Here is a 22,245-nt window from a genome sequence, read left to right as displayed (position 1 = left end):
GTTGTTTACCAAGGAGTTTTCCGTTTCGACTGCGCCGGAAGTGGGGCGAATTATAGGCCTCCAGAATCTGCCGTCAAGCACTGATTTAGGTTTTCTATCAATAGGCTACAGACAGCAGCAAAGGGAGCCTATATAGAGGAGCCGAAACACTCCTCTATATAGAAGAAACCAATCAGAGCACACCCGAAGCCTTGAATGCGGACACCGCCCCGGCATCCAGGCCCAACACCCGCTGCAAAACTTCCAGCGTGTGCTCACCCAGAAGAGGAGGTGCAAAACGGTATTCCACCGGCGTCTCCGACAGTCGAATCGGGCTCGCCACCTGAGGCACCATCCCGGCCAGCGCATGCGGCAGCTCGATAGCTAACCCGCGCGCCTTGACCTGAGGATCGGCAAACATCTGCGCCACGTCATTGATGGGCCCGCATGGCACGCCAGCCTGCTCCAGCTGCGCCACCCATTCAGCGGTCGTCTTGAACACCGTCGCCTGGCGGATCAGCGGAATCAGTACTGCCCTGTTTGCCACCCGCAGCTTGTTGGTGGCAAAACGCGGATCGTCCGCCCACTGCGGCTGCCCGGCCACTTCCGCGAACTTGCGGAACTGTCCATCGTTCCCGACGGTAAGGATGAAGTCGCCATCGGCCGTAGGAAAATCCTGATAGGGCACGATGTTCGGATGAGCATTACCCAGGCGTTTAGGCGCATTGCCTGTCGTCAGGTAGTTCATTGCCTGGTTGGCCAGACAAGCCACCTGTACGTCCAGTAGTGCCATATCGATATGCTGACCACCACCATCGTGATCCCGATGCGCAAGCGCTGCCAGGATCGCGACAGTCGAATACAGCCCGGTCAGGATGTCCGTCAGCGCCACGCCAACCTTCACCGGCCCCGCGCCTTCTTCACCTTCAGGTCGCCCCGTCAGGCTCATGAGACCGCCCAGCCCCTGGATCATGAAGTCATAACCCGCACGCTTGGCGTAAGGACCAGTCTGGCCGAACCCGGTGATCGAGCAATAGATCAGATCCGGATTGATCGCCTTCAGCGATTCATAGTCCAGGCCATAAGCCGCCAGACCACCAACCTTGAAGTTCTCGATCAGGATGTCCGACTTGGCCGCCAGCTCACGCACCAGCTTCTGCCCTTCAGGGCGAGTGAAGTCGATGGTGACCGATTGCTTGTTGCGATTGGCCGACAAGTAATAGGCGGCCTCGCTGGTGTTCTCGCCATAAGCGTCTTTAAGGAACGGCGGTCCCCAGGCGCGCGTGTCATCGCCGTTACCCGGACGCTCGACCTTGATCACTTCAGCGCCAAGGTCGGCCAGGATCTGCCCGGCCCAAGGCCCGGCCAGCACCCGCGATAAATCCAGTACCCGTAGATGCGATAGCGCGCCCATGGACGTCCTCCTATTAATAGAACGCCTGGAGACCGGTTTGCGCACGACCGAGAATCAGTGCATGGACGTCGTGCGTACCTTCATAGGTGTTCACCACTTCCAGATTGACCAGGTGACGTGCGACACCGAACTCATCGGAGATGCCATTGCCGCCCAACATATCGCGAGCCATGCGCGCGATGTCCAGGGACTTGCCGCAAGAGTTGCGCTTCATCATCGAAGTAATTTCGACTGCAGCGGTCCCTTCGTCCTTCATACGACCCAGACGCAGGCATCCTTGCAGCGCCATGGTGATTTCAGTCTGCATGTCGGCCAGCTTCTTCTGGATCAACTGAGTGGCGGCCAATGGACGACCGAACTGTTGACGATCCAGGGTGTACTGGCGAGCGGTGTGCCAGCAGAACTCGGCCGCACCCAGCGCACCCCAGGAGATGCCGTAACGCGCCGAGTTGAGGCAAGTGAAAGGACCTTTCAGGCCACGGACATCCGGGAAGATGTTCTCTTCCGGCACAAACACGTTGTCCATCACGATTTCACCGGTGATCGATGCCCGCAAGCCCACCTTGCCGTGAATCGCCGGAGCGCTCAGGCCTTTCCAGCCTTTCTCCAGCACGAAGCCGCGGATGTCGCCGGCATCGTCCTTGGCCCAGACCACGAACACATCGGCGATCGGGCTGTTGGTGATCCACATCTTGCTGCCGGTGAGGCTGTAGCCGCCTTCCACTTTGCGTGCACGAGAGATCATCGCGCCCGGGTCGGAGCCGTGGTTAGGCTCGGTCAGGCCGAAGCAGCCGATCCACTCACCCGACGCCAGTTTCGGCAGGTACTTCTGCTTCTGCGCCTCGGTACCGAATTCATTGATTGGCACCATCACCAGCGAGGACTGCACGCTCATCATCGAGCGATAGCCGGAGTCGATGCGCTCGACTTCACGGGCGATCAGGCCATAGCTGACATAGTTCAGGCCGCTGCCGCCGTACTGCTCGGGGATGGTTGCGCCCAACAGGCCGACCTCGCCCATTTCGCGGAAGATCGCCGGATCGGTCTTCTCATGGCGGAAAGCTTCGAGGATGCGCGGCGCAAGGCTTTGCTGAGCGAATTGCGCAGCCGTGTCGCGAATCATGCGTTCTTCTTCAGTGAGCTGTTGATCCAGCAGCAGGGGATCGATCCAGTTGAAGCTAGCTTTACCGCCCATGAGTGTGTCCTCTCGAATCGGGTCAAATAACGTGGACTGATCCTAGGCCCGGATCAGCGCCACGGCAAACGAGGATTTTGCATACTGTTGTGCTAATTTCTCACTCCGAAACGTCGCGAAAGAGCCTTTATGCGATGTATTAGTGAGGTTGACGTACATGCGCAGAAAGATACCCAGCACCACCGCCCTGATCAGCTTCGAGGCCGCGGCGCGCCACGAGAGCTTCACCAAGGCCGCCCAGGAGCTGTCGCTGACCCAAGGGGCGATTTGTCGACAGATCGCCAGTCTTGAAGAGTTCCTCAGTGTGGAACTGTTCCGACGCTCGCGGCGCGGGGTCAAGCTGACGGAAGCCGGGCTCTCCTACAGCCGTCGAGTGGCTACTCAGCTCGATGCGGTTGAGCGCGACACCTTGTCCGTGATGGGTCAGCAGGGCACCAACGTGATCGAATTGGCCGTGGTTCCGACCTTCGGTACCCAATGGCTGCTGCCGCGACTCAAGGACTTCCAGCAAAAACACCCGGAAGTGACGGTCAACCTGACCAACCGCACGCGGCCGTTCCTGTTCGCCGACACGGATTTCGATGCCGCCATCTATTTCGGTGACGCGGATTGGTCGGGTACAGAATCCCACAGGCTGATGGGTGAAAATCCGATGCCCGTTTGCAGCCCCAACCTGCTCGGAAACAAGACCGGTCTGACGCCCGGCGAAATCGCCGACTTACCCCTCCTGCAACAAACCACTCGCCCCTATGCCTGGCGCCAATGGTTCGACTCCCAACACCTGAATGTCCCGCGAGACATGACAGGCCCCCGCTACGAGCTATTCTCCATGCTCGCCCAAGCGGCCATGCACGACATGGGCATTGCCCTGATCCCGCCATTCCTGATTCAAAGGGAGTTGAAAGAGAAACGCCTGGTGATCGCCAACCCGCAAGCACTGTCCAGCATCAAGGCTTATTACCTGATGATTCCTGAGCGAAAGGTCGAATCCGCGTCATTAAGGGCATTTCGTGACTGGCTGGTAAATCAGGCGCACAGCTACAGCCTAGAGGGATAAAGGCTTTCCAAGGTTACTTGACCTCGTAGTCAGCTAAATAAAAGCCCTACAGATATACGTATTTGTCGCATAGCAGAAAACTGTATCGAAAAGTCGTACAAACGTCCCACAAGCGCCTGATGACGCGGCTTTGCGCCACTATTTCGAGGCGATGCCGCATCATTCATACGGCCGATGTGTAAATTCTTCAATTTCGGCCAGAATCCTTGAAAAGCACGGTCTGCAAGGGATTGAGCCGGTTGGTTGCGACATTCGGTCACGGGGTGACTTGTAGTTAATTTTCCGTCACCCGTCATAATCCCTTGAAGGGCACAAAGTTCGCCTGCAAAATGCCGCGCCCCGCCCTGATTTGGCGGGATCGTGCTGATCGGCCGCCCCAGCCGCACCATCCGTAGTGCATGGGTTTACTCAATAAGATCACGCAGGAGATTTGACGTGCACATTGGTGTTCCTCTCGAAACCCAGACCGGTGAAACACGGGTTGCTGCAACCCCGGAAACCATCAAGAAGCTGATCAGCCAGGGTCATAAGGTCACTGTACAAAGCGGCGCCGGCGTCAATGCCAGCGTTGTCGACAGTGCCTATGAGGCGGCAGGCGCAACCATTGGCAGCGCCAATGACGCGTTTGGCGCCGAGCTGATCTTGAAGGTGGTCGCCCCCAGCGACAGCGAGCTGACGCTGATTAAAAGCGGCACCGTTGTGGTGGGGATGCTCAACCCGTTCAGCAACGAAACCATCGCCAAGCTGGCCGAATGCGGCATTACCGCCTTTGCCCTGGAGGCGGCACCTCGCACCTCCCGCGCCCAAAGCCTGGATGTGCTGTCCTCGCAAGCCAACATCGCCGGCTATAAAGCCGTGTTGCTGGCCGCGCACCACTACCCTCGTTTCATGCCGATGCTGATGACCGCCGCAGGCACCGTGAAAGCGGCCCGCGTGCTGATTCTTGGTGCCGGTGTGGCCGGTTTGCAGGCCATCGCTACCGCCAAGCGCCTGGGGGCGGTGATCGAAGCGTCTGACGTGCGTCCTGCGGTAAAAGAGCAGATCGAATCCCTCGGCGCCAAGTTCGTCGACGTGCCCTACGAAACCGATGAGGAGCGTGAATGCGCCGTCGGTGTCGGCGGTTACGCCCGTCCGATGCCGGCCAGCTGGATGCAGCGTCAGGCCGCTGCCGTACACGAACGCGCCAAGCAGGCAGACATCGTGATCACCACCGCGCTGATTCCGGGCCGCAAGGCACCGACGTTGTTGAGCGCGCAAACCGTGGCGCAGATGAAACCCGGTTCGGTGGTCATTGACCTCGCAGCAGCCCAGGGCGGCAACTGCCCGCTGACCGTGGCCGATCAGGTGGTCGTCGAAAATGGCGTGACCATCGTTGGCCCGACCAACCTGGCCAGCACCGTGGCGGCCGACGCTTCGGCGCTGTACGCCCGCAATCTGCTGGACTTCATGAAACTGTTGTTCGATAAAGAAGGACAACTGGTGATCAACCTTGAAGACGATATCGTCGCCGCGTGCCTGATGTGCCGCGATGGCCAGATCGTGCGCAAGAACGGCTGAGGATAAAAACAATGGAAGACATGCTGATCTCTCACGGTATCTACAACCTGATCATCTTCGTGCTGGCTATCTATGTCGGCTACCACGTGGTCTGGAACGTCACACCGGCACTGCACACGCCACTGATGGCCGTGACCAACGCCATCTCGGCCATCGTGATCGTCGGCGCCATGCTCGCCGCCGCCCTCACCGTGACCCCGCTGGGCAAGACCATGGGCACCCTGGCCGTGGCCCTGGCCGCGGTCAACGTGTTTGGTGGCTTCCTGGTGACCCGGCGCATGCTGGAAATGTTCAAGAAGAAAGCGGCCAAAGCTCCGGCTGCCAAGGCCGCAGCAACCAAGGCTGAGGTGCAGCAAGCATGAGCATGAACCTGGTTACCTCCCTGTATTTGATCGCCTCGGTCTGCTTCATCCAGGCGCTCAAGGGCCTTTCGCACCCCACCACGTCGCGTCGTGGCAACCTGTTCGGCATGCTCGGCATGGGCCTGGCGATCCTGACCACGGTCGGCCTGATCTACAAATTGGGTGCCGAGTTGGCCCAGGACGGTATTGTCTACGTGATCGTCGGCCTGCTGATCGGCGGCACCGCCGGTTCGATCATGGCCAAACGCGTTGAAATGACCAAGATGCCCGAACTGGTCGCCTTCATGCACAGCATGATCGGCCTGGCAGCGGTGTTCATCGCCGTGGCTGCCGTGGTCGAGCCGCAGTCGCTGGGCATCGTCCAGAACCTCGGCGATGCGATCCCGGCCGGTAACCGTCTGGAACTGTTCCTCGGGGCCGCCATCGGTGCAATCACCTTCTCCGGCTCGGTCATTGCCTTCGGCAAGCTGGCCGGCAAGTACAAGTTCCGCCTGTTCCAGGGCGCACCGGTACAGTTTGGCGGTCAGCACAAGTTGAACCTGCTGCTGGGCCTGGCCACGCTGGGCCTGGGCGTGACCTTCATGCTCACCGGCGACTACACCGCTTTCGCCGTGATGCTGGCCCTGGCCTTCGTGCTCGGCGTGCTGATCATCATCCCGATCGGTGGCGCGGACATGCCGGTGGTGGTGTCCATGCTCAACAGCTACTCCGGCTGGGCAGCGGCGGGGATCGGCTTCTCGCTGAACAACTCGATGCTGATCATCGCCGGTTCGTTGGTGGGCTCGTCCGGTGCGATCCTCTCGTACATCATGTGCAAGGCGATGAACCGCTCCTTCTTTAATGTGCTGCTCGGTGGCTTCGGCAATACGGCGGATGCGGCCGGCCCGGCGGGTTCGAAAGAAGCCCGTCCGGTGAAATCCGGTTCGGCTGACGACGCAACCTTCCTGCTGACCAACGCCGACACCGTGATCATCGTGCCGGGCTACGGCCTGGCGGTCGCGCGGGCCCAGCATGCGTTGAAGGAACTGACCGAGAAGCTGACCCATCGCGGCGTGACCGTGAAGTACGCGATCCACCCGGTGGCCGGCCGTATGCCGGGACACATGAACGTGTTGCTGGCCGAGGCCGAAGTGCCTTACGACCAGGTGTTCGAGATGGACGACATCAACTCCGAGTTCGGCCAGGCCGACGTGGTACTGGTGCTGGGCGCCAACGACGTGGTCAACCCGGCCGCCAAGAACGATCCGAAATCGCCGATTGCCGGCATGCCGATCCTCGAAGCGTTCAAGGCCAAGACCATCATCGTCAACAAACGCTCGATGGCCAGCGGCTATGCCGGTCTGGACAACGAGCTGTTCTATCTGGACAAGACCATGATGGTGTTCGGCGACGCTAAAAAGGTCATCGAGGACATGGTCAAGGCCGTCGACTAACCCTCTGCGGCACACCGAGCGCCCCGATTCGTCGGGGCGTTTTTGTTTGCGCAAATCGTCGGACAAACTATCCTTTTATTACCGATCCGGTAACGGTGTTTTGCTTGAAAGGCCCGGAATAGACGCCTCGATTGCGACCTTGGTAGCGGGACAGAAGTCGGCGCAATTCACTAGACTGCACATCCTGCTACCTGTTGCCCGAGATAACAATCCATGTACCGTGACCGTATTCGCCTGCCTTCGTTGTTGGACAAAGTGATGAGTGCCGCCGACGCTGCCGCTCTGATTGAGGACGGCATGACCGTCGGCATGAGTGGCTTTACTCGCGCCGGCGAAGCCAAGGCCGTCCCCCAGGCGCTGGCCGAACGCGCCAAGGTCACGCCGCTGAAGATCAGCCTGATGACCGGCGCAAGCCTGGGCAACGACCTCGACAAGCAGCTGACCGAAGCCGGCGTGTTGTCGCGACGCATGCCGTTTCAGGTCGACAGCACCCTGCGCAAGGCGATCAATGCCGGCGAGGTCATGTTCATCGACCAGCACTTGTCGGAAACCGTGGAGCAATTGCGCAACCAGCAATTGAAGCTGCCGGACATTGCCGTTATTGAAGCCGTTGCGATCACCGAGCAAGGGCATATCGTACCAACCACCTCGGTCGGCAACTCGGCCAGCTTCGCGATTTTCGCCAAGCACGTGATCGTCGAGATCAACATGGCACACAACCCGAATCTCGAAGGTCTGCACGACATCTATATTCCGACCTACCGTCCGACCCGTACGCCGATTCCGCTGGTCAAGGTCGACGATCGCATTGGCAGCACCGCCATCCCGATTCCAGCGGAAAAAATCGTCGCCATCGTGGTCACCAACCAGGCTGACTCGCCCTCCACTGTGCTGGCACCGGACGCCGAGACCCAGGCCATTGCCGACCACCTGATCGACTTCTTCAAACAGGAAGTGGCAGCCGGGCGCATGACCAACAGGCTCGGCCCGCTACAAGCCGGTATCGGCACCATCGCCAACTCGGTGATGTGTGGCCTGATCGACTCTCCGTTCGAAGACCTGACGATGTATTCCGAGGTGCTGCAGGACTCGACCTTCGACCTGATCGACGCGGGCAAGCTGAGTTTTGCCTCGGGCAGTTCGATCACCTTGTCGAGCCGGCGCAATGCCGACGTGTTCGGCAATCTGGAGCGCTACAAGGACAAACTGGTTCTGCGCCCGCAGGAGATCTCCAACCACCCTGAAGTCGTGCGCCGCCTTGGCATCATCGGCATCAACACGGCACTGGAGTTCGACATCTACGGCAACGTCAACTCCACTCACGTCTGCGGCACGCGGATGATGAACGGCATCGGCGGCTCGGGCGACTTTGCGCGCAACGCGCACCTGTCTGTGTTCGTGACCAAATCGATCGCCAAGGGCGGTGCGATCTCCAGCGTGGTGCCGATGGTCAGCCATGTCGACCACACTGAACATGACGTCGACATCCTCGTGACCGAAGTGGGCCTGGCAGACTTGCGTGGCCTGGCGCCCCGGGAGCGCGCCCGGGTCATCATCGACAAATGCGTGCACCCGGATTACCGCCAGGCGCTGAACGATTACTTCACCGCCGCGTGCGCCATCGGCGGGCACACCCCACACATCCTGCGTGACGCCCTGAGCTGGCACATCAACCTGGAAGAAACCGGGCAAATGCTGAAGAAGTAATTGGTACAGATAGCAGCTGGCGCAAACACAGTTTCGTCAGCTTGCCCTTGCCTCTTCGGAGCATGAAAAAAACTGTACTGCTGTACTGGTCATTTCCCTAGGAAAACTCCTACCTTGCCAGACCAAAACAGCAGTTTTGCACCACTACAGTGCAGACAGGTACAGTTGCCTCAATTTAGACCAGTACACCCCCTATAAACAGTTAACTGAGCTCTCACAATACAGATGAACTGTATCTACAGAGACTAGGCAAACGAGAGGATCATGGGCACCAGTTAAACCACTACCTAATCCCGCCATAAGCGGAAGGATGTCAACCATGGAACGTACACTCAGTTCCGAACTGTTCTTCGAAGACACTGCTGCAAAAACCCAGGCTTCCCTGCCTCTGCGCGTTATCGCCAACCTGATGCTGTGGCAGCGCCGCATCACCAGCCGCCATCAACTGGCTCGTCTGGATTCGCGTCTGCTGGCTGACGCCGGTATTAGCGAAGCACAACGCTACGAAGAGCTGAGCAAGCCGTTCTGGCGCTAAGTTAGCGTCGCTGGCCCTGACCTCAAGGTCCACCGCCAGCAACCCGAATTGAAAAAACAAAACCCGTCGTGGGCAACCACGACGGGTTTTGTCGTTTTGGCCTGGCAAACCCGGTCTTACAGAAGAGAAACCTGATCACCAGTACAGTTTGCTAAATCAACAAACTGCATGAGTACAATATCGTTACTTTGTGTCTGTAGTGGATATTCGGTGGGTGTCAGCATGGAGCTCTCCACTTATCAGGACAGGGACCGTGCCATGAAGAACGTACAGGATTTTCCATTCCTTCGGTTCAATCGAGACCTTGCCAGCAGAGGCTTCGAGGGCTGCTGAAGGAGCTCTGCGCTGGCCTGGAAAGGGCGAGAACGCGACGTTTGCTGGCTCAACTCGATGATCGCCAGCTATCGGATCTGGGCATCAGCCACGCCGACCGCAGCAATGAACTGGATAAACCGTTCTGGCGCTGACTTCCTGCGTACGGGGTCAGGACTGTTCGAACCGACACATACAGGCCTAATATCACTTCAGAACGTGGCGAACGCCGAGTGCCTGGCGTCTGACTTTGCAGACACTGCGCCATATTTCAAATGGTCTACCAAAAGGAGTTACCCCATGTCCCGTCTTCGCCTGCTTAGCGCCGCGGCCCTGTTTGCCGTGGCTGCCGGTGCCCAAGCCTCCAGCTTCATCGTGACCACCGATGCTGTAGTCAACGCGCTCAAAGCCACGTCCGATGCGACCACCGATGTCGTCTCGTCGTCGTTCAAGGATGACAAGATCGTCCTCGCGGCCCGTGACGACGCTGCCAGCTTTGTCGCCAGCGAAGGTTCCATCCGCGGAGTGAAGCTGGAAAGCGCACTCGACCACATTCGCCACCAGGCTCCACAGCTGAACGCAAGCGATGCACAACTGGCGCAAGCGATCCTGACGATCTAACCGACCGTACAGGCATGGGGCACGCCCGGCGTGCCCCGATGTTTCGGTGCTGGCTCTAGATCGGGCCTTGCGCTAGGCTTGGGAGTCACGTTCAACTGTCGAGTCTCATGCGTTTCCCTTCAGGTTTCTTGATCGCTCCAGTCTTTCTTACCCTTGGTTACTGCGGATCGGCCGACGCTTATGACGCCTTTAACCTGTCCACCCAAGGCATCGTTGCCAGCGGTTACGCCACAAGTTTGGTGACCTGCGCCCCCTTCGACCATAAACTGCTGCTCGCTGCCCATGATGACGCCGCGGCATTCATTGCCAGCGACGGCCAACTGAGAGGCGCACGACTGGAGTCGGCCCTTCGGTATCTGCGCCAGACCCAGGCAAAACTTCATGCCAGCGACCTTGAACTGGCACAAGCAATTCTCGTCCAATAGTTATCCCTGCTTTTCTGGAGTTCGTTCCATGCGTAACCCGCTGATTGCTGCCACCTTAGGCCTGCTGCTCTTGGCCGATGTGGCCCAGGCACATACTCTGGTTGCCACCAGTAACATCCTGATCCGCGCTACCCAGCGCACCCTCGATTTCACCTCCGACACCACCACGTCCATTCGCGATTCGAAAATCGTGCGCGAAGCCCAGGACGATGCCGCCAGTTTCGTTGCCAGCAATGGCGACATTCGCGGCGCTCACCTGGAGTCCGCCTTCGATTTGCTGCGCACCCGTGTGCCGGAAGCTCGTGACGCCAGCGACCAGGATCTCGCCGAAGCCATCCTCGCACTGTGAAGCGTCCACGCGCCTGGCTGCTGGCCGGGGCCGTGTTGCTGCTCGGCAACACGGCCCACGCAGGCCTTCAGTTACAACTCAAGACCGAAGGTCTGACGCCCGCGCAAAAGCAAGCCAGCCAGGCGTTGCTCGATGAAGCCATGCAGGCGTTGCCGCCACGCTTTATCGAGCAACTCGATCGACGCATCGTCGTCGGCTGGACCGATGACATGCCGAGAAATGCCTACGGTCAGGCCACTCTGGTGTCCGAACTCGATCTGAACCGCAACCTGCTGGCCGGCCTCACCGATGGCAGCGCCGCGAGCAAGAAAACCCATCGCCCCCATGGCACCGTGCGCCGGGAAATGCTGGCCACGGTGTTGCACGAGCTGACTCACATCTACGATCGCTCACGCCTGTGGCCGGATGCCGAGCGCAAGCTGATTCAGCGCTGCACCCAGCGCAACAACAGCTCAGGGCTGGTTGGCATTCCCGACCAATGCCGGGGCCAATCCGATCGGCGTTTTACCCTCAGTGACGATCCGCGCCTGCTCGACCTCGCCGGCTGGCAGCAATACGTAGGCCGTCGCGGTGAACGCGAACAGCACAATCGCCAGATTGCCCGCAGCCCGGACATCTACGAGACCAGCAGTCCAAAGGAATTCGTCGCGGTCAACATGGAGTATTTCCTCCTCGACCCGAGCTACGCCTGCCGCCGCCCCGCGCTGTACCGCTACTACAAGGAGCATTTCGGCTGGGCGCCCGCCGCCAAAGACACCTGCAGCAAGACCTTCGCGTTCCTCAATGCCGGCAACGACTTCGCCAAGACACCATTGGGCCAGGTCGATCCGGAGCGGGTCTATGCCGTTGACTATCTGCTGGCCGAGGCCAACCAGAACCTGTTCAGCCGCTGGGGCCACAGCATGTTGCGCCTGGTGATCTGCGCGCCGGGCCGCCCACGCGGACCGGATTGCCGATTGGATCTGGACCAGCATCTGGTGCTGTCGTACCGCGCTTTCGTTGGCGACGTACAGCTGTCGAGCTGGGATGGCCTGGTCGGTAAATACCCATCGCGGCTGTTTATCCTGCCGCTGTCCCAGGTCATCGACGAATACACCAAGACCGAACTGCGAAGCCTGGCCTCCGTGCCCCTGAACCTGTCGCGCAGAGAGATTGAAGACGTGGTCGGACGTGCCGCCGAGATGCACTGGAGCTACGACGGCAACTACTTCTTCCTGTCGAACAACTGCGCGGTAGAAGAGCTGAAATTACTGCGCGGCGGCACCAACAACCCGCAATTGGTGGGACTCGACAACATCATGCCCAACGGCTTGCTGGAAGTGCTGAAAGGCCGCGGACTGGCGGACACCAGCGTGCTGGACGATCCACGAGAAGCCTTGCGCCTGGGTTATCGTTTCGACTCCTTCCGCGAGCGCTATCAGGCGATGTTCGAGATCCTGAAAAAGCACTTGCCGATCAAACAGGAAACCGTCGAAGACTGGCTGGACTTGAAAGCCGCGCAGCGTCGGCAATGGTTCGAGCAGGCCGACTTGCGCACCAGCGCGGCGTTACTGCTATTGGAACAGGCCAGTTTCCGTCAGCAGTTGCTGCTGGCCCAGGATGAAGTGAAGCAGCGTTATCTGGGTGCCAGAGAACTGAAGAATGGCGGCATGGACAAGGCCAACGAGACGCTTAAGGACATTCTCGCCAACAGTGGTTTCCTCAGCCGGCCGGCGGAACTGCTGGGCACCAACGGTTATGGCTTGCCGCAATCAAGCGAGTGGGAGCATCTGGAAGCGGAAAGCAGCCAGCGCCAGAAGCAGCTCCTGGCGCTGTCCGGGGATCTGGACAAGGAAGTGAGAGCCTTGCTTGAACCGAGCCGCGCCGCCGAAATGGCCGCCAACGAGGCTAACGTGAAGCAGATTGGTGAGCACCTGCGCAAACTGCACAAGGCATCAGGCGGGATAGAGTTGCCTTGATATCGCAACCTTGTGGGAGCGAGCTTGCTCCCACAAGGTTTACAGCGTTCAGGAGCTTTACCTTCAGCTGATGCGAGCCTTACGCACGCCTTCAGCCAACGCCGAGCACAGACTCAGCACGCCATCCACGGCTTGTTCCGGGGAGGTGGCATTGGCGATGTGATCGATCAACGCCGAGCCCACCACAACACCGTCGGCCAGACGCGCGATGGACGCCGCCTGTTCTGGAGTCCGGATACCGAAACCGATGCTGATCGGCAGGTCGGTATGGCGGCGCAGACGGGCGACCGCTTCCTCGACGTGTTCCAGCGTGGCAGCGCCGGCGCCAGTCACACCGGCCACCGAGACGTAGTAGACGAAGCCGGAGCTGCCGTTCAGAACGGTCGGCAGGCGCACATCGTCGGTGGTTGGCGTAGTCAGGCGAATGAAGTCCAGGCCCGCAGCCTGCGCCGGGTCGCAGAGCTCGCCGTTATGTTCAGGTGGCAGGTCGACCACGATCAGGCCGTCAACGCCGGCCTCCTTGGCTTCGGCAATGAAACGCGGTACACCGTACATGTGGATCGGGTTGAAGTACCCCATCAGCACCAAAGGCGTTTCGTTGTTGTCCTGGCGGAACTCGCGAACCATTTGCAGGGTTTTCGCCAGATTCTGCTTGGCTCCCAGCGCACGGATGTTGGCGAGCTGGATTGCCGGGCCGTCAGCCATCGGGTCGGTGAAGGGCATGCCCAGCTCGATCACGTCAGCGCCAGCCGCCGGCAAGCCTTTGAGGATAGCCAGGGAGGTGTCATAGCCCGGGTCGCCGGCAGTCACGAAGGTTACCAGGGCGGCGCGGTTCTGTTCCTTGAGTTCGGCAAAACGCGTTTGCAGGCGGCTCATCAGTGTTTCTCCTGCTTCGATTGCTCTTGTTGAGAGTGTTCCATGTGGTGCATCACGGTCTGCATGTCTTTGTCGCCACGGCCGGACAGGTTGACCACCATCAGGTGATCTTTTGGCAAGGTCGGTGCGCGCTTGAATACTTCAGCCAGGGCATGGGCGCTTTCCAGGGCAGGGATGATCCCTTCCAGGCGGCAGCACTGGTGGAATGCAGCGAGGGCTTCGTCGTCGGTCACCGAGGTGTACTGGACGCGGCCGATGTCATGCAACCAGGCGTGTTCCGGGCCGATGCCCGGGTAGTCCAGGCCAGCGGAGATCGAGTGGGCGTCGATGATCTGACCATCGTCGTCCTGCAGCAGGAAAGTACGATTGCCGTGCAGGACGCCTGGAACGCCGCCATTCAGACTGGCCGCATGCTTGCCGGTCTCGATGCCGTAACCGGCGGCTTCAACGCCGATGATCTCGACACTCTTGTCGTCCAGGAACGGGTGAAACAGGCCCATGGCGTTGGAACCACCGCCGATGCACGCCACCAGGCTGTCCGGCAGGCGGCCTTCCTGGGCTTGCAGTTGCTCGCGGGTTTCCTTGCCGATCACGGCCTGGAAGTCGCGAACCATTGCCGGGTAAGGGTGCGGACCGGCCACAGTGCCGATCAGGTAGAAGGTGCTGTCGACGTTGGTGACCCAGTCACGCAGGGCTTCGTTCATCGCGTCTTTCAACGTGCCGGTACCGGCTACCACCGGGATCACTTCGGCACCCAGCAGCTTCATGCGAAACACGTTGGCCTGCTGACGCTCGATGTCAGTGGTGCCCATGTAGATCACACAATCCAGACCGAAACGCGCAGCGACGGTGGCGGTGGCCACACCGTGCATGCCGGCGCCGGTCTCGGCGATGATGCGCTTCTTGCCCATGCGCCGCGCCAGCAGGATCTGGCCGATGCAGTTGTTGATCTTGTGCGCCCCGGTGTGGTTCAGCTCTTCACGCTTGAGGTAGATCTTCGCGCCGCCGCAGAACTCGGTCAGACGCTCGGCGAAGTACAGTGGGCTTGGGCGTCCGACATAGTCGCGCTGGAAGTAGGCCAGTTCCTCCTTGAATGCAGGATCTTCCTTGGCCAACTCATATTCGCGGGCCAGGTCGAGGATCAACGGCATCAGGGTTTCGGCAACGTAGCGGCCGCCGAACGCGCCAAACAGGCCGTTGGCATCAGGGCCGTTGCGCAGATTAGTCTGGGTCATGGGGCGCTCCAGTTGAATGCGTGAAGTGATGCATAAAGAGATAGTGGGCTTCACTCTACCCCTGACGCCTCGACCTGAAAACCGATAAGATCGCCACAACCTGTCAGGAAAACTCACAGATCACATGAGCCATGACCTTCCTCCGCTGAACGCGCTTCGCGCCTTCGAAGCCACTGCCCGCTTGAATAGCGTCAGTCAGGCCGCCGAACAGCTGCACGTCACCCACGGCGCGGTCAGCCGGCAGCTCAAGGCGCTTGAAGAACACCTCGGCGTAAGCCTGTTCATCAAGGACGGTCGCGGCCTGAAACTCACAGATGCCGGGTTGCGACTGCGTGACGCCAGCAGTGAAGCCTTCGAGCGTCTGCGCAGCGTATGCGCCGAACTCACACAAAGCACAGCCGATGCACCATTCGTGCTCGGTTGCTCGGGAAGCCTGCTGGCGCGCTGGTTTATCCCGCGATTGGGGCGACTCAATGCCGACCTGCCGGACCTGCGCCTGCACCTGTCGGCCGGAGAAGGCGATCTGGATCCGCGCAGACCGGGGCTGGATGCCTTGCTGGTATTTGCCGAACCACCCTGGCCGGCGGACATGCAGGTTTTTGAGTTGGCCAGCGAACGTATCGGCCCGGTCATGAGCCCTCGGTTCGTCGGCTATGAGCGGCTCAAGCAGGCACCGGAGACCGCGCTCCTGGACGAGCCCTTATTGCACACCACCTCACGCCCGCAAGCCTGGCCAAACTGGGCGCAACCACGGGGGCTCGACCCCAGGGCGCTGAAATACGGTCAGGGATTTGAACATTTGTATTACTTGCTGGAAGCCGCCGTCGCGGGTCTGGGCGTGGCGATTGCCCCCGAACCCTTGGTGACGGAGGACTTGAAGGCCGGGCGCCTGGTTGCGCCCTGGGGCTTCAGTGAAACCCCGGCGCAACTGGCGTTGTGGCTACCCAAGCGCGCCGCGGACGGGCGCGCCCGGCAATTGGCGCAGTGGCTCAAGAACGAGCTGCGTCGAGCGGATTAATCACGCTTGCACAACAGATAAGCCGCCAGCAGGCCCAATGCGCCGACGGCGACACCGGCTGTCGTCCAGGGGTGTTCCTGGGCGTAGTCCCGGGTGGCAATCCCGGTTTCACGGGTTTTGACCTTGACCTCTTCATACGCATCGGCAAGCAGATGGCGCGAATGCTTCAAGGCGTTCTCGGCGTTGCTTTTCAGAGTCTTGAGGGTTTTACGCGACTCGTCCGAGGCGTCGTCCTTCAGGCTTTCCAAAGACTTGAGCAGACTCTCGATCTCGGCTTCCATGCTTTGCAATGAGGTTTTGCGTAACGAGTTGCTGGCCATGGTGGCTCTCCTGCATTGGTGATGAGTGGCGTGTGTGGGTTGGGACTTCACGGGGTCGAGAAAGTGCAGAAAATCTGAACTTCACCCTCAGAACGGCTAACAGAAGAAATAGGAAAAATCACTGCTAGTCTGTAATTCACACGCCGAGGAGAACGCCATGTCTGACCATCACACCTACAAGAAAGTCGAGCTGATCGGCTCGTCCACCAGCAGTATCGAAGATGCGATCAACAACGCGCTGGCCGAAGCCAGCAAAAGCATCAAGTACATGGAATGGTTTGAAGTGACCGAGACCCGTGGACATATCAGGGACGGCAAGGCTGCACACTTTCAGGTGACCTTGAAAGTCGGGTTCCGGATTGCCAGCAGCTGACTTTGGGCTAGTCTTCTGAACTTGCACGCCGGTCGAATGCCATAGGGAATGGCAAAGCACTACATGAGTGCGTCCGGCTGACGGCTGGTTACCCTTATGATCCGACCAGGGAATGCAACCGATGAAGAAGTTTATGTTAGCGGTAGGTTTGTTGAGCCTTGCGGGGAGCGCATTGGCGGGCGGCAAGCCATGCGAAGAGCTGAAAGCCGAAATCGCAGCGAAACTTGATGCCAAGGGCGTTTCCGGATACTCGCTGGAGATTGTCGATAAAGGTGCCGCTGCCGGCGGGAAAGTCGTTGGAAAATGCGAAGCGGGCGCCAAAGTGATCGTCTATAAAAAGTAGGCCGATTCTCGCCCGAATGAAAAAGCCGACGCCCTGGCGCCGGCTTTTTTATGCCTGCCGTTTGAGTATCAGCCCCGCATGACCTGCGCCAGCAGTTCGTAGGAATGCACGCGATCGGCATGTTCATACAGGTCACAGGTGAAAATCAGCTCGTCAGCCTGGGTCTGTTCGATCAGGACCTCGAGTTTGGCACGGATTTTCTGCGGGCTGCCGATCATGGCCAGGCCAAGGAAATCGTGCACGGCGTCTTTCTCATGGGGCAGCCACAGGCCGTCCATGGTCTTCACCGGCGGACGCTGTACCAGGCTTTGGCCACGCATCAGGGCGAGAATCCGCTGGAACACCGAGGTCGCCAGATAATCGGCCTGCTCGTCGGTATCGGCTGCCACCAATGGCACGCCGAGCATCACGTAGGGCTTGTCCAAAACGGCTGACGGCTTGAAGTGATTGCGGTAGACCCGAATCGCTTCATGCATGTAGCGCGGTGCGAAATGCGAGGCGAAGGCGTAGGGCAAACCGCGCTCACCCGCCAACTGTGCGCTGAACAGGCTCGATCCCAACAACCAGACCGGCACATTGGTCCCGGTTCCCGGCATCGCGATGATGCGTTGGTCCGGGGTACGTGGCCCGAGGTAGCGCACCAGTTCCGCCACATCTTCCGGAAAATCGTCGGCGCTGCCGGAGCGCTCTCGGCGCAGCGCACGTGCGGTCATCTGGTCGGAACCGGGCGCGCGCCCCAGGCCCAGATCGATCCGGCCCGGATAAAGGCTTTCCAGGGTGCCGAACTGTTCGGCGATCACCAACGGTGCGTGGTTGGGCAACATCACCCCGCCCGAACCGACTCGAATGGTCGACGTGCCACCGGCCAGGTAACCGAGCAGCACCGACGTCGCGGAACTGGCGATGCCATCCATGTTGTGGTGCTCAGCCACCCAGAAGCGGTTGTAACCGAACTTTTCGACATGCTGCGCCAGGTCCAGCGAGTTGCGCAGCGACTGGGCCGCGCTGCCGTTCTCGCGCACCGGCACCAGATCGAGGGTCGAGAACTTGATATCGGACAGTCGTTTCATAAACCTGCTTCTCCAATTGAGGGCGCAGGTTTGTTCTTGCGAACGCAAACCTGCCGAATCCAAAAGCGTGTTCATGCAATGAGGGCATATACCCGAGTTTCAATAGCCCGGTAAAAAATCCCGCGAAAAAAGCGGATTGACCGGACGAGATGAACTTTGCCCCGCCGTCTATCCTCACAACCCTGGCGAGCGAAAAACACGAAGTCGCCGTTCGAAGAGCTCAGCAACAACGCCAATGCGGGCTCTCAGGTGTCCAAAGTGCTGAATGCGAAGATCAGCCTGGAGGTAACGTTGGTCGGCTGGATTTTCGTTGAAAACAAAAGATCGCAGACTTGTGCAACCTGCCGGGATCATTCGGAAAAGGTGCTCAAGACTGCGATCTTTTTTTTGTCGCGACAGACTTGCCCACTAAAACTGTGGTCGAATAAATGACAGCAGCGAAAACCCACGATTGTGCGGGCTGCCTCAAAGGAGCTTCAACCATGAAACGTTTTACCCTGGCGGCTATCTGTTGCGCACTGGCCACTTCGGCCCTGGCGGCACCGAAACCCTGCGAAGAACTCAAGGCCGAGATCGAAGCCAAGATCCAGGCCAGTGGCGTCACTTCCTACACGCTAGAAATCGTCACCAACGACGAGGTACACGACCAGAACATGGTCGTTGGCTCGTGCGAAAACGGCACCAAAAAAATCATCTACCAGAAGAACGACCGCTGACCGCTCACATCAGGCAGTAGGACTCCCGGTCTTCAGCAACGATCTCGCGCTTGGCGTTGTACAGCCTGGCGCCGGGGGTAAATGCGATGGAGCGGCCCTCGAGCACATAACGCTGACCGGCTTCGAAATGATCGTAATTGATGGTCAGGTAGCACAGCCGTTCCGAAGGGCCGCTCATCATGCCCAATCCGCCACCAGGTACTTCAAAGTCGAAACGCACGATCAGTTCATGGCTGCCTGGCGTGACCTCGAAAAAACGCCCGTCGCGCAGACGTTGTTTATCCAGTCGTTCGGCCATCAACAACTTGTCGTTAGGGAAGGGCGTCGAGAAATCGACCCAGGCCATTTTTGGATCAGGTGTCGGCATCGGGCTTTGGCAACCCGCGACGACACTGACGGCGAGTAATAGCATCAACCTGCGCATGATGGATGTCCCAAGGGATATGCATCCAGCATAACGCCGATCAGGTGTGTTGACAGCCTGCCGGCGTGCCCTGGCCAATCACTTTTCGCTGCTGATCGTAGAGCTTCGCCCAAGGCCGAAAGCCGATGTTCCCCGCCTGTAGCTGATAACGCTCACCCGCGTTGAAGTCGCTGAATTTCACGTTCAACTGACAATCGCGCCACAACGGCTCGGCGTCTGGGCCGATATTGGTGGGCTGGACCGCGAATTGGTAGCGGACCGTCAACTCATGGCTACCGGGATGAACCTGGAAATAGCGTTTATCGTCGGTGCTCTTGTCATCGACCTCCAGCGCCTGCAGCGACGTATCTTCTTGCTTCGAGTCCAGGTCGATCCAGGCTTGCGCAGGATCATGGCGGGGTATTCCGAAACCAGCACAGCCGGCCAGCATCAGCAGGCCTCCTGTCAGAATCAACATGCGCATAGCGGAGCTCCAGTCTGGCGGGATAGTCTTGCGGAAAGACTCTCCAAGGAAGAATTATTGTGATCAGGCCGCTTCCTAGCCTTGGGTTACTTGATCGCGTTTTTCGCGTTTTGTTTCCGGGCCTGTTGTTTTTGTTGCTCAACGGCTGCACCAGCGCCAGCTATTACAGCCAACTGGCCAGCGGCCAAATGCAGTTGCTGCAGGCCAGGGAGCCTGTTTCCAGCGTGATTGCCGACCCGGCGCGAGATCAAAAACTGCGTACACACCTGGAGCAATCCCAAAAGGCCAGAACCTTCGCCAGCCAGCAATTGCACCTGCCGGAAAACCAGAGTTACCGCCTGTACGCGGACATTGGGCGTCCCTTCGTCGTCTGGAATGTCTTCGCCACGCCGGAGTTTTCCCTCAAGCCCGTAAACCACTGCTTCCCCATCGCCGGTTGCGTGGCCTATCGCGGTTACTACAGCCAGAGTGCAGCCCGTGGCGCAGCGGCTTTGCAACGCTTGCAGGGCATGGACGTGTCGATTGGCGGCGTCGAGGCCTATTCGACACTCGGCTGGTTCAACGACCCGATCATCAGTTCGATGATGGGCTGGGGGGATGAGCGACTGGCCACGCTGATCTTTCACGAATTGGCCCATCAACGCGTCTATGTGAAGGACGACACGGAGTTCAACGAATCCTTCGCCACCTTCGTCGAGCAGGAAGGTACTCGCCAATGGCGCGCCTACCGCCACCTGCCAGCGGATAACAATGCGCAGGCACATCAGCGCGAACAGTTCACTGAGTTGGTACTCAAGACCCGCACCCGCCTGGAAAAGCTCTACACCTTGCCGTTGCCAACCGAACAAATGCGCCAGCGCAAGGCAGCCGAATTCGAGCGCTTGCGCAGCGAATACCGGCAATTGCGCGACAGTCAGTGGGCCGCAGACAAACGCTACGACGCCTGGATCTATGCCCCCATGAACAACGCCCGGCTATTGCCGTTTGGCTTGTACGACCAATGGGTGCCGGCATTTGCCGCGCTGTTTCATCAGGAGAATGGCGACTGGCTTAAATTTTACGCCGCCGTGGAAAAGCTTGGCGCCTTGCCGACGGACGAGCGCAAGGCCGCGCTGAAGGCTTTGGCTGACGGAGCCGATCAACCAAAGAACCAGTAGCAAACCCCGATCGCACCCAGCACCCCGGCAAGCTCGGCCAACAGCGCACAACCGACGGCATGGCGTGCGCGCTGGATGCCCACGGCGCCGAAGTAGACGGCCAGGACATAGAAGGTCGTCTCGGTACTGCCCTGGATCGTTGCCGCCACCAGCGCCGGGAAGCTGTCCACGCCCGAGGTCTTCATGGTTTCAATCAGCATCGCCCGGGCGGCGCTACCCGAGAAGGGTTTGACCATCGCCGTCGGCAGCGCATCGACGAAACGCGTGTCCCAACCGGCCCACGCCACCAGATGACGAATCCCGTCCAGACCGAAGTCCAGCGCCCCGGATGCCCGCAGAACACCCACCGCGCAGAGCATTGCCACCAGGTAGGGCAGCAAGTTCTTGGCGACGTCGAAACCCTCTTTGGCGCCTTCGACGAAGGCCTCGTAAACCTTCACTTTACGCAGCGCACCGATCAGCAAAAACAGCATGATCAGGCCAAACAGCGTCAGGTTGCCGAGGATCGACGACAGGCCAGCCAGCGCGGTCGCCGAAAGGGTCGCCAGCAACGCCATGAAACCGCCGAGGGCGAGGGAGCCAGGGATGAGGTAGGCCAGCACCACGGGGTCCCAGATGCGCAGGCGCTGCATGAACGCCACCGACAGGAAGCCGACAATGGTCGAGCAACTGGTCGCCAGCAGGATCGGCAGGAACACCAGCGTCGGGTCAGGCGCGCCTTGCTGGGCGCGATACATGAAGATCGTCACCGGCAGCAGGGTCAGCGAGGAAGCGTTGAGCACCAGGAACAGGATCTGTGCGTTGCTGGCGACGGTATCGCTGGGATTGAGTTCTTGCAGCGCTTTCATGGCCTTGAGGCCGATCGGTGTGGCGGCGTTGTCCAGCCCCAGGCCATTGGCGGCGAAGTTCAGGGTGATCAGGCCGATGGCCGGATGACCCGGCGGGACTTCGGGCATCAGGCGCAAGAACAGTGGCCCCAGGGCCTTGGCCAGCCATTCGACGATGCCGGCTTTCTCGGCAATGCGCAGAAAACCCAGCCAGAGGGTCAGGGTGCCAAACAGCAGCACCATGACTTCGACCGACAGCTTGGCCATGGCAAAAATGCTTTCCACCATCGCCGCGAATATCCCGGCGTTACCGCCAATCAGCCACTGGGCCAGCGCCGATACGGCTGCCACGATGAAGAAGCCAAGCCACAGGCCATTGAGCATCAGTCAAATCCCCCCAAAAGATCCGCGAATGATAGCGGGGTAGCCAGAAACGACAAACCCCGGATTTCTCCGGGGTTTGTCTGGTGTGGCTTTCGTAGATCACTGTGGGAGCAGCCGGTCGACGCTCGATTGCTC

25 protein-coding genes and 1 pseudogene are annotated in these 22,245 nt (G+C 59.6%); 17 read left to right on the top strand and 9 right to left on the bottom strand.

Going from position 1 to position 22,245, the window contains the following annotated elements:
* Positions 1–172: 172 nt before the first annotated feature.
* Together AC07W4_RS11700 and AC07W4_RS11695 are read right to left on the bottom strand one after the other, a co-directional pair.
* Positions 173–1,393, bottom strand: coding sequence for a CaiB/BaiF CoA transferase family protein (locus tag AC07W4_RS11700; protein WP_008053125.1), 1,221 nt, complete (start codon positions 1,391–1,393; stop codon positions 173–175).
* A gap of 13 nt (positions 1,394–1,406) precedes the next feature.
* The gene (locus AC07W4_RS11695; protein WP_008053124.1) at positions 1,407–2,588 is read right to left on the bottom strand and encodes an acyl-CoA dehydrogenase; all 1,182 of its coding nucleotides are present in this window, start codon (positions 2,586–2,588) and stop codon (positions 1,407–1,409) included.
* A gap of 157 nt (positions 2,589–2,745) precedes the next feature.
* Here AC07W4_RS11695 and AC07W4_RS11690 point away from each other — a divergent pair, with 157 nt between their 5' ends.
* The 11 genes from AC07W4_RS11690 to AC07W4_RS11640 all read left to right on the top strand — a co-directional run bounded on the left by AC07W4_RS11690 (position 2,746) and on the right by AC07W4_RS11640 (position 12,904).
* The gene (locus AC07W4_RS11690; RefSeq protein ID WP_008053123.1) at positions 2,746–3,645 is read left to right on the top strand and encodes a LysR family transcriptional regulator; all 900 of its coding nucleotides are present in this window, start codon (positions 2,746–2,748) and stop codon (positions 3,643–3,645) included.
* A gap of 435 nt (positions 3,646–4,080) precedes the next feature.
* Positions 4,081–5,202 carry a Re/Si-specific NAD(P)(+) transhydrogenase subunit alpha gene (locus AC07W4_RS11685; RefSeq protein WP_008047188.1) on the top strand — a complete coding sequence of 374 codons (1,122 nt, stop codon included), beginning with the start codon at positions 4,081–4,083 and terminating at the stop codon, positions 5,200–5,202.
* An 11-nt stretch (positions 5,203–5,213) separates the two neighbouring features.
* Positions 5,214–5,564 carry an NAD(P) transhydrogenase subunit alpha part 2 gene (locus AC07W4_RS11680; protein ID WP_495032506.1) on the top strand — a complete coding sequence of 117 codons (351 nt, stop codon included), beginning with the start codon at positions 5,214–5,216 and terminating at the stop codon, positions 5,562–5,564.
* The gene (locus tag AC07W4_RS11675) at positions 5,561–6,997 is read left to right on the top strand and encodes an NAD(P)(+) transhydrogenase (Re/Si-specific) subunit beta (protein WP_495032505.1); all 1,437 of its coding nucleotides are present in this window, start codon (positions 5,561–5,563) and stop codon (positions 6,995–6,997) included. Before AC07W4_RS11680 ends, AC07W4_RS11675 begins: the two co-directional genes overlap by 4 nt.
* Before the next feature lie 213 nt (positions 6,998–7,210).
* Positions 7,211–8,704 (top strand): succinyl-CoA:acetate CoA-transferase ScpC, encoded by a 1,494-nt coding sequence (gene scpC, locus AC07W4_RS11670; RefSeq protein WP_057397410.1) that lies wholly within the window; start codon positions 7,211–7,213, stop codon positions 8,702–8,704.
* A 319-nt stretch (positions 8,705–9,023) separates the two neighbouring features.
* The gene (locus AC07W4_RS11665) at positions 9,024–9,239 is read left to right on the top strand and encodes a DUF1127 domain-containing protein (RefSeq protein ID WP_008018491.1); all 216 of its coding nucleotides are present in this window, start codon (positions 9,024–9,026) and stop codon (positions 9,237–9,239) included.
* Positions 9,240–9,565: 326 nt separating this feature from the next.
* Complete coding sequence (locus AC07W4_RS11660; RefSeq protein WP_495032507.1) at positions 9,566–9,706, top strand: DUF1127 domain-containing protein; 141 nt, start codon at positions 9,566–9,568, stop codon at positions 9,704–9,706.
* A gap of 145 nt (positions 9,707–9,851) precedes the next feature.
* Positions 9,852–10,172, top strand: coding sequence for a DUF2388 domain-containing protein (locus AC07W4_RS11655; RefSeq protein WP_495032504.1), 321 nt, complete (start codon positions 9,852–9,854; stop codon positions 10,170–10,172).
* A 107-nt stretch (positions 10,173–10,279) separates the two neighbouring features.
* Positions 10,280–10,597 (top strand): DUF2388 domain-containing protein, encoded by a 318-nt coding sequence (locus AC07W4_RS11650; RefSeq protein WP_495032503.1) that lies wholly within the window; start codon positions 10,280–10,282, stop codon positions 10,595–10,597.
* Positions 10,598–10,625: 28 nt separating this feature from the next.
* Positions 10,626–10,946, top strand: a complete 321-nt coding sequence (locus tag AC07W4_RS11645) for a DUF2388 domain-containing protein (RefSeq protein WP_057712574.1) — start codon at positions 10,626–10,628, stop codon at positions 10,944–10,946.
* Positions 10,943–12,904, top strand: coding sequence for a DUF7844 domain-containing protein (locus tag AC07W4_RS11640; protein ID WP_495032502.1), 1,962 nt, complete (start codon positions 10,943–10,945; stop codon positions 12,902–12,904). Before AC07W4_RS11645 ends, AC07W4_RS11640 begins: the two co-directional genes overlap by 4 nt.
* Positions 12,905–12,967: 63 nt before the next feature.
* On the opposite strand, the gene trpA is transcribed toward AC07W4_RS11640, so the two are convergent.
* On the bottom strand, positions 12,968–13,780 hold the full coding sequence (gene trpA / locus AC07W4_RS11635; RefSeq protein ID WP_008045880.1) for a tryptophan synthase subunit alpha: 813 nt from the start codon (positions 13,778–13,780) through the stop codon (positions 12,968–12,970).
* Entirely contained in the window at positions 13,780–15,015 is a 1,236-nt protein-coding gene (gene trpB / locus AC07W4_RS11630) for a tryptophan synthase subunit beta (RefSeq protein WP_008045877.1), read from the bottom strand. The genes trpA and trpB overlap by 1 nt, the downstream gene beginning before the upstream one ends.
* Before the next feature lie 124 nt (positions 15,016–15,139).
* Between trpB and AC07W4_RS11625 the strand changes: the two genes are divergently transcribed.
* Complete coding sequence (locus AC07W4_RS11625; RefSeq protein ID WP_495032501.1) at positions 15,140–16,033, top strand: LysR family transcriptional regulator; 894 nt, start codon at positions 15,140–15,142, stop codon at positions 16,031–16,033.
* Here the strand turns inward: AC07W4_RS11625 and AC07W4_RS11620 are convergent.
* Positions 16,030–16,353 carry an ElaB/YgaM/YqjD family protein gene (locus AC07W4_RS11620; RefSeq protein WP_495032500.1) on the bottom strand — a complete coding sequence of 108 codons (324 nt, stop codon included), beginning with the start codon at positions 16,351–16,353 and terminating at the stop codon, positions 16,030–16,032. The two genes, AC07W4_RS11625 and AC07W4_RS11620, sit on opposite strands and share 4 nt — an antisense overlap.
* Before the next feature lie 157 nt (positions 16,354–16,510).
* On the opposite strand from AC07W4_RS11620, the gene AC07W4_RS11615 reads away from it, so the two are divergent.
* Positions 16,511–16,726 carry a dodecin gene (locus AC07W4_RS11615; protein ID WP_008045871.1) on the top strand — a complete coding sequence of 72 codons (216 nt, stop codon included), beginning with the start codon at positions 16,511–16,513 and terminating at the stop codon, positions 16,724–16,726.
* Positions 16,727–16,847: 121 nt separating this feature from the next.
* Positions 16,848–17,069 carry a DUF1161 domain-containing protein gene (locus AC07W4_RS11610; RefSeq protein WP_008045869.1) on the top strand — a complete coding sequence of 74 codons (222 nt, stop codon included), beginning with the start codon at positions 16,848–16,850 and terminating at the stop codon, positions 17,067–17,069.
* Positions 17,070–17,137: 68 nt separating this feature from the next.
* Here the strand turns inward: AC07W4_RS11610 and AC07W4_RS11605 are convergent, their stop codons facing one another.
* Positions 17,138–18,139 (bottom strand): LLM class flavin-dependent oxidoreductase, encoded by a 1,002-nt coding sequence (locus AC07W4_RS11605; RefSeq protein ID WP_008045867.1) that lies wholly within the window; start codon positions 18,137–18,139, stop codon positions 17,138–17,140.
* A gap of 198 nt (positions 18,140–18,337) precedes the next feature.
* Between AC07W4_RS11605 and AC07W4_RS11600 the strand changes: the two are divergent.
* Together AC07W4_RS11600 and AC07W4_RS11595 are read left to right on the top strand one after the other, a co-directional pair.
* A pseudogene (locus tag AC07W4_RS11600) lies at positions 18,338–18,439 on the top strand (OsmC family peroxiredoxin); the annotation flags it as partial.
* A gap of 182 nt (positions 18,440–18,621) precedes the next feature.
* Complete coding sequence (locus AC07W4_RS11595; protein WP_495032499.1) at positions 18,622–18,855, top strand: DUF1161 domain-containing protein; 234 nt, start codon at positions 18,622–18,624, stop codon at positions 18,853–18,855.
* A gap of 4 nt (positions 18,856–18,859) precedes the next feature.
* Here AC07W4_RS11595 and AC07W4_RS11590 read toward each other — a convergent pair whose 3' ends face one another.
* Positions 18,860–19,279 carry a PA0061/PA0062 family lipoprotein gene (locus tag AC07W4_RS11590; RefSeq protein ID WP_008045862.1) on the bottom strand — a complete coding sequence of 140 codons (420 nt, stop codon included), beginning with the start codon at positions 19,277–19,279 and terminating at the stop codon, positions 18,860–18,862.
* A 40-nt stretch (positions 19,280–19,319) separates the two neighbouring features.
* A complete protein-coding gene (locus AC07W4_RS11585; RefSeq protein ID WP_495032498.1) occupies positions 19,320–19,742 on the bottom strand; it encodes a PA0061/PA0062 family lipoprotein in 423 nt (140 codons plus the stop codon).
* Positions 19,743–19,801: 59 nt separating this feature from the next.
* Between AC07W4_RS11585 and AC07W4_RS11580 the strand changes: the two genes are divergently transcribed.
* Entirely contained in the window at positions 19,802–20,899 is a 1,098-nt protein-coding gene (locus AC07W4_RS11580) for an aminopeptidase (protein WP_495032497.1), read from the top strand.
* On the opposite strand, the gene AC07W4_RS11575 is transcribed toward AC07W4_RS11580, so the two are convergent.
* Positions 20,881–22,110, bottom strand: a complete 1,230-nt coding sequence (locus AC07W4_RS11575) for a nucleoside recognition domain-containing protein (protein WP_277533341.1) — start codon at positions 22,108–22,110, stop codon at positions 20,881–20,883. The two genes, AC07W4_RS11580 and AC07W4_RS11575, sit on opposite strands and share 19 nt — an antisense overlap.
* Positions 22,111–22,245 lie beyond the last annotated feature (135 nt).

The sequence above is a fragment of the Pseudomonas sp. GW821-FHT02A08 genome (genome assembly GCF_059422045.1).
This window is presented reverse-complemented; position numbering and strand designations above follow the sequence as displayed.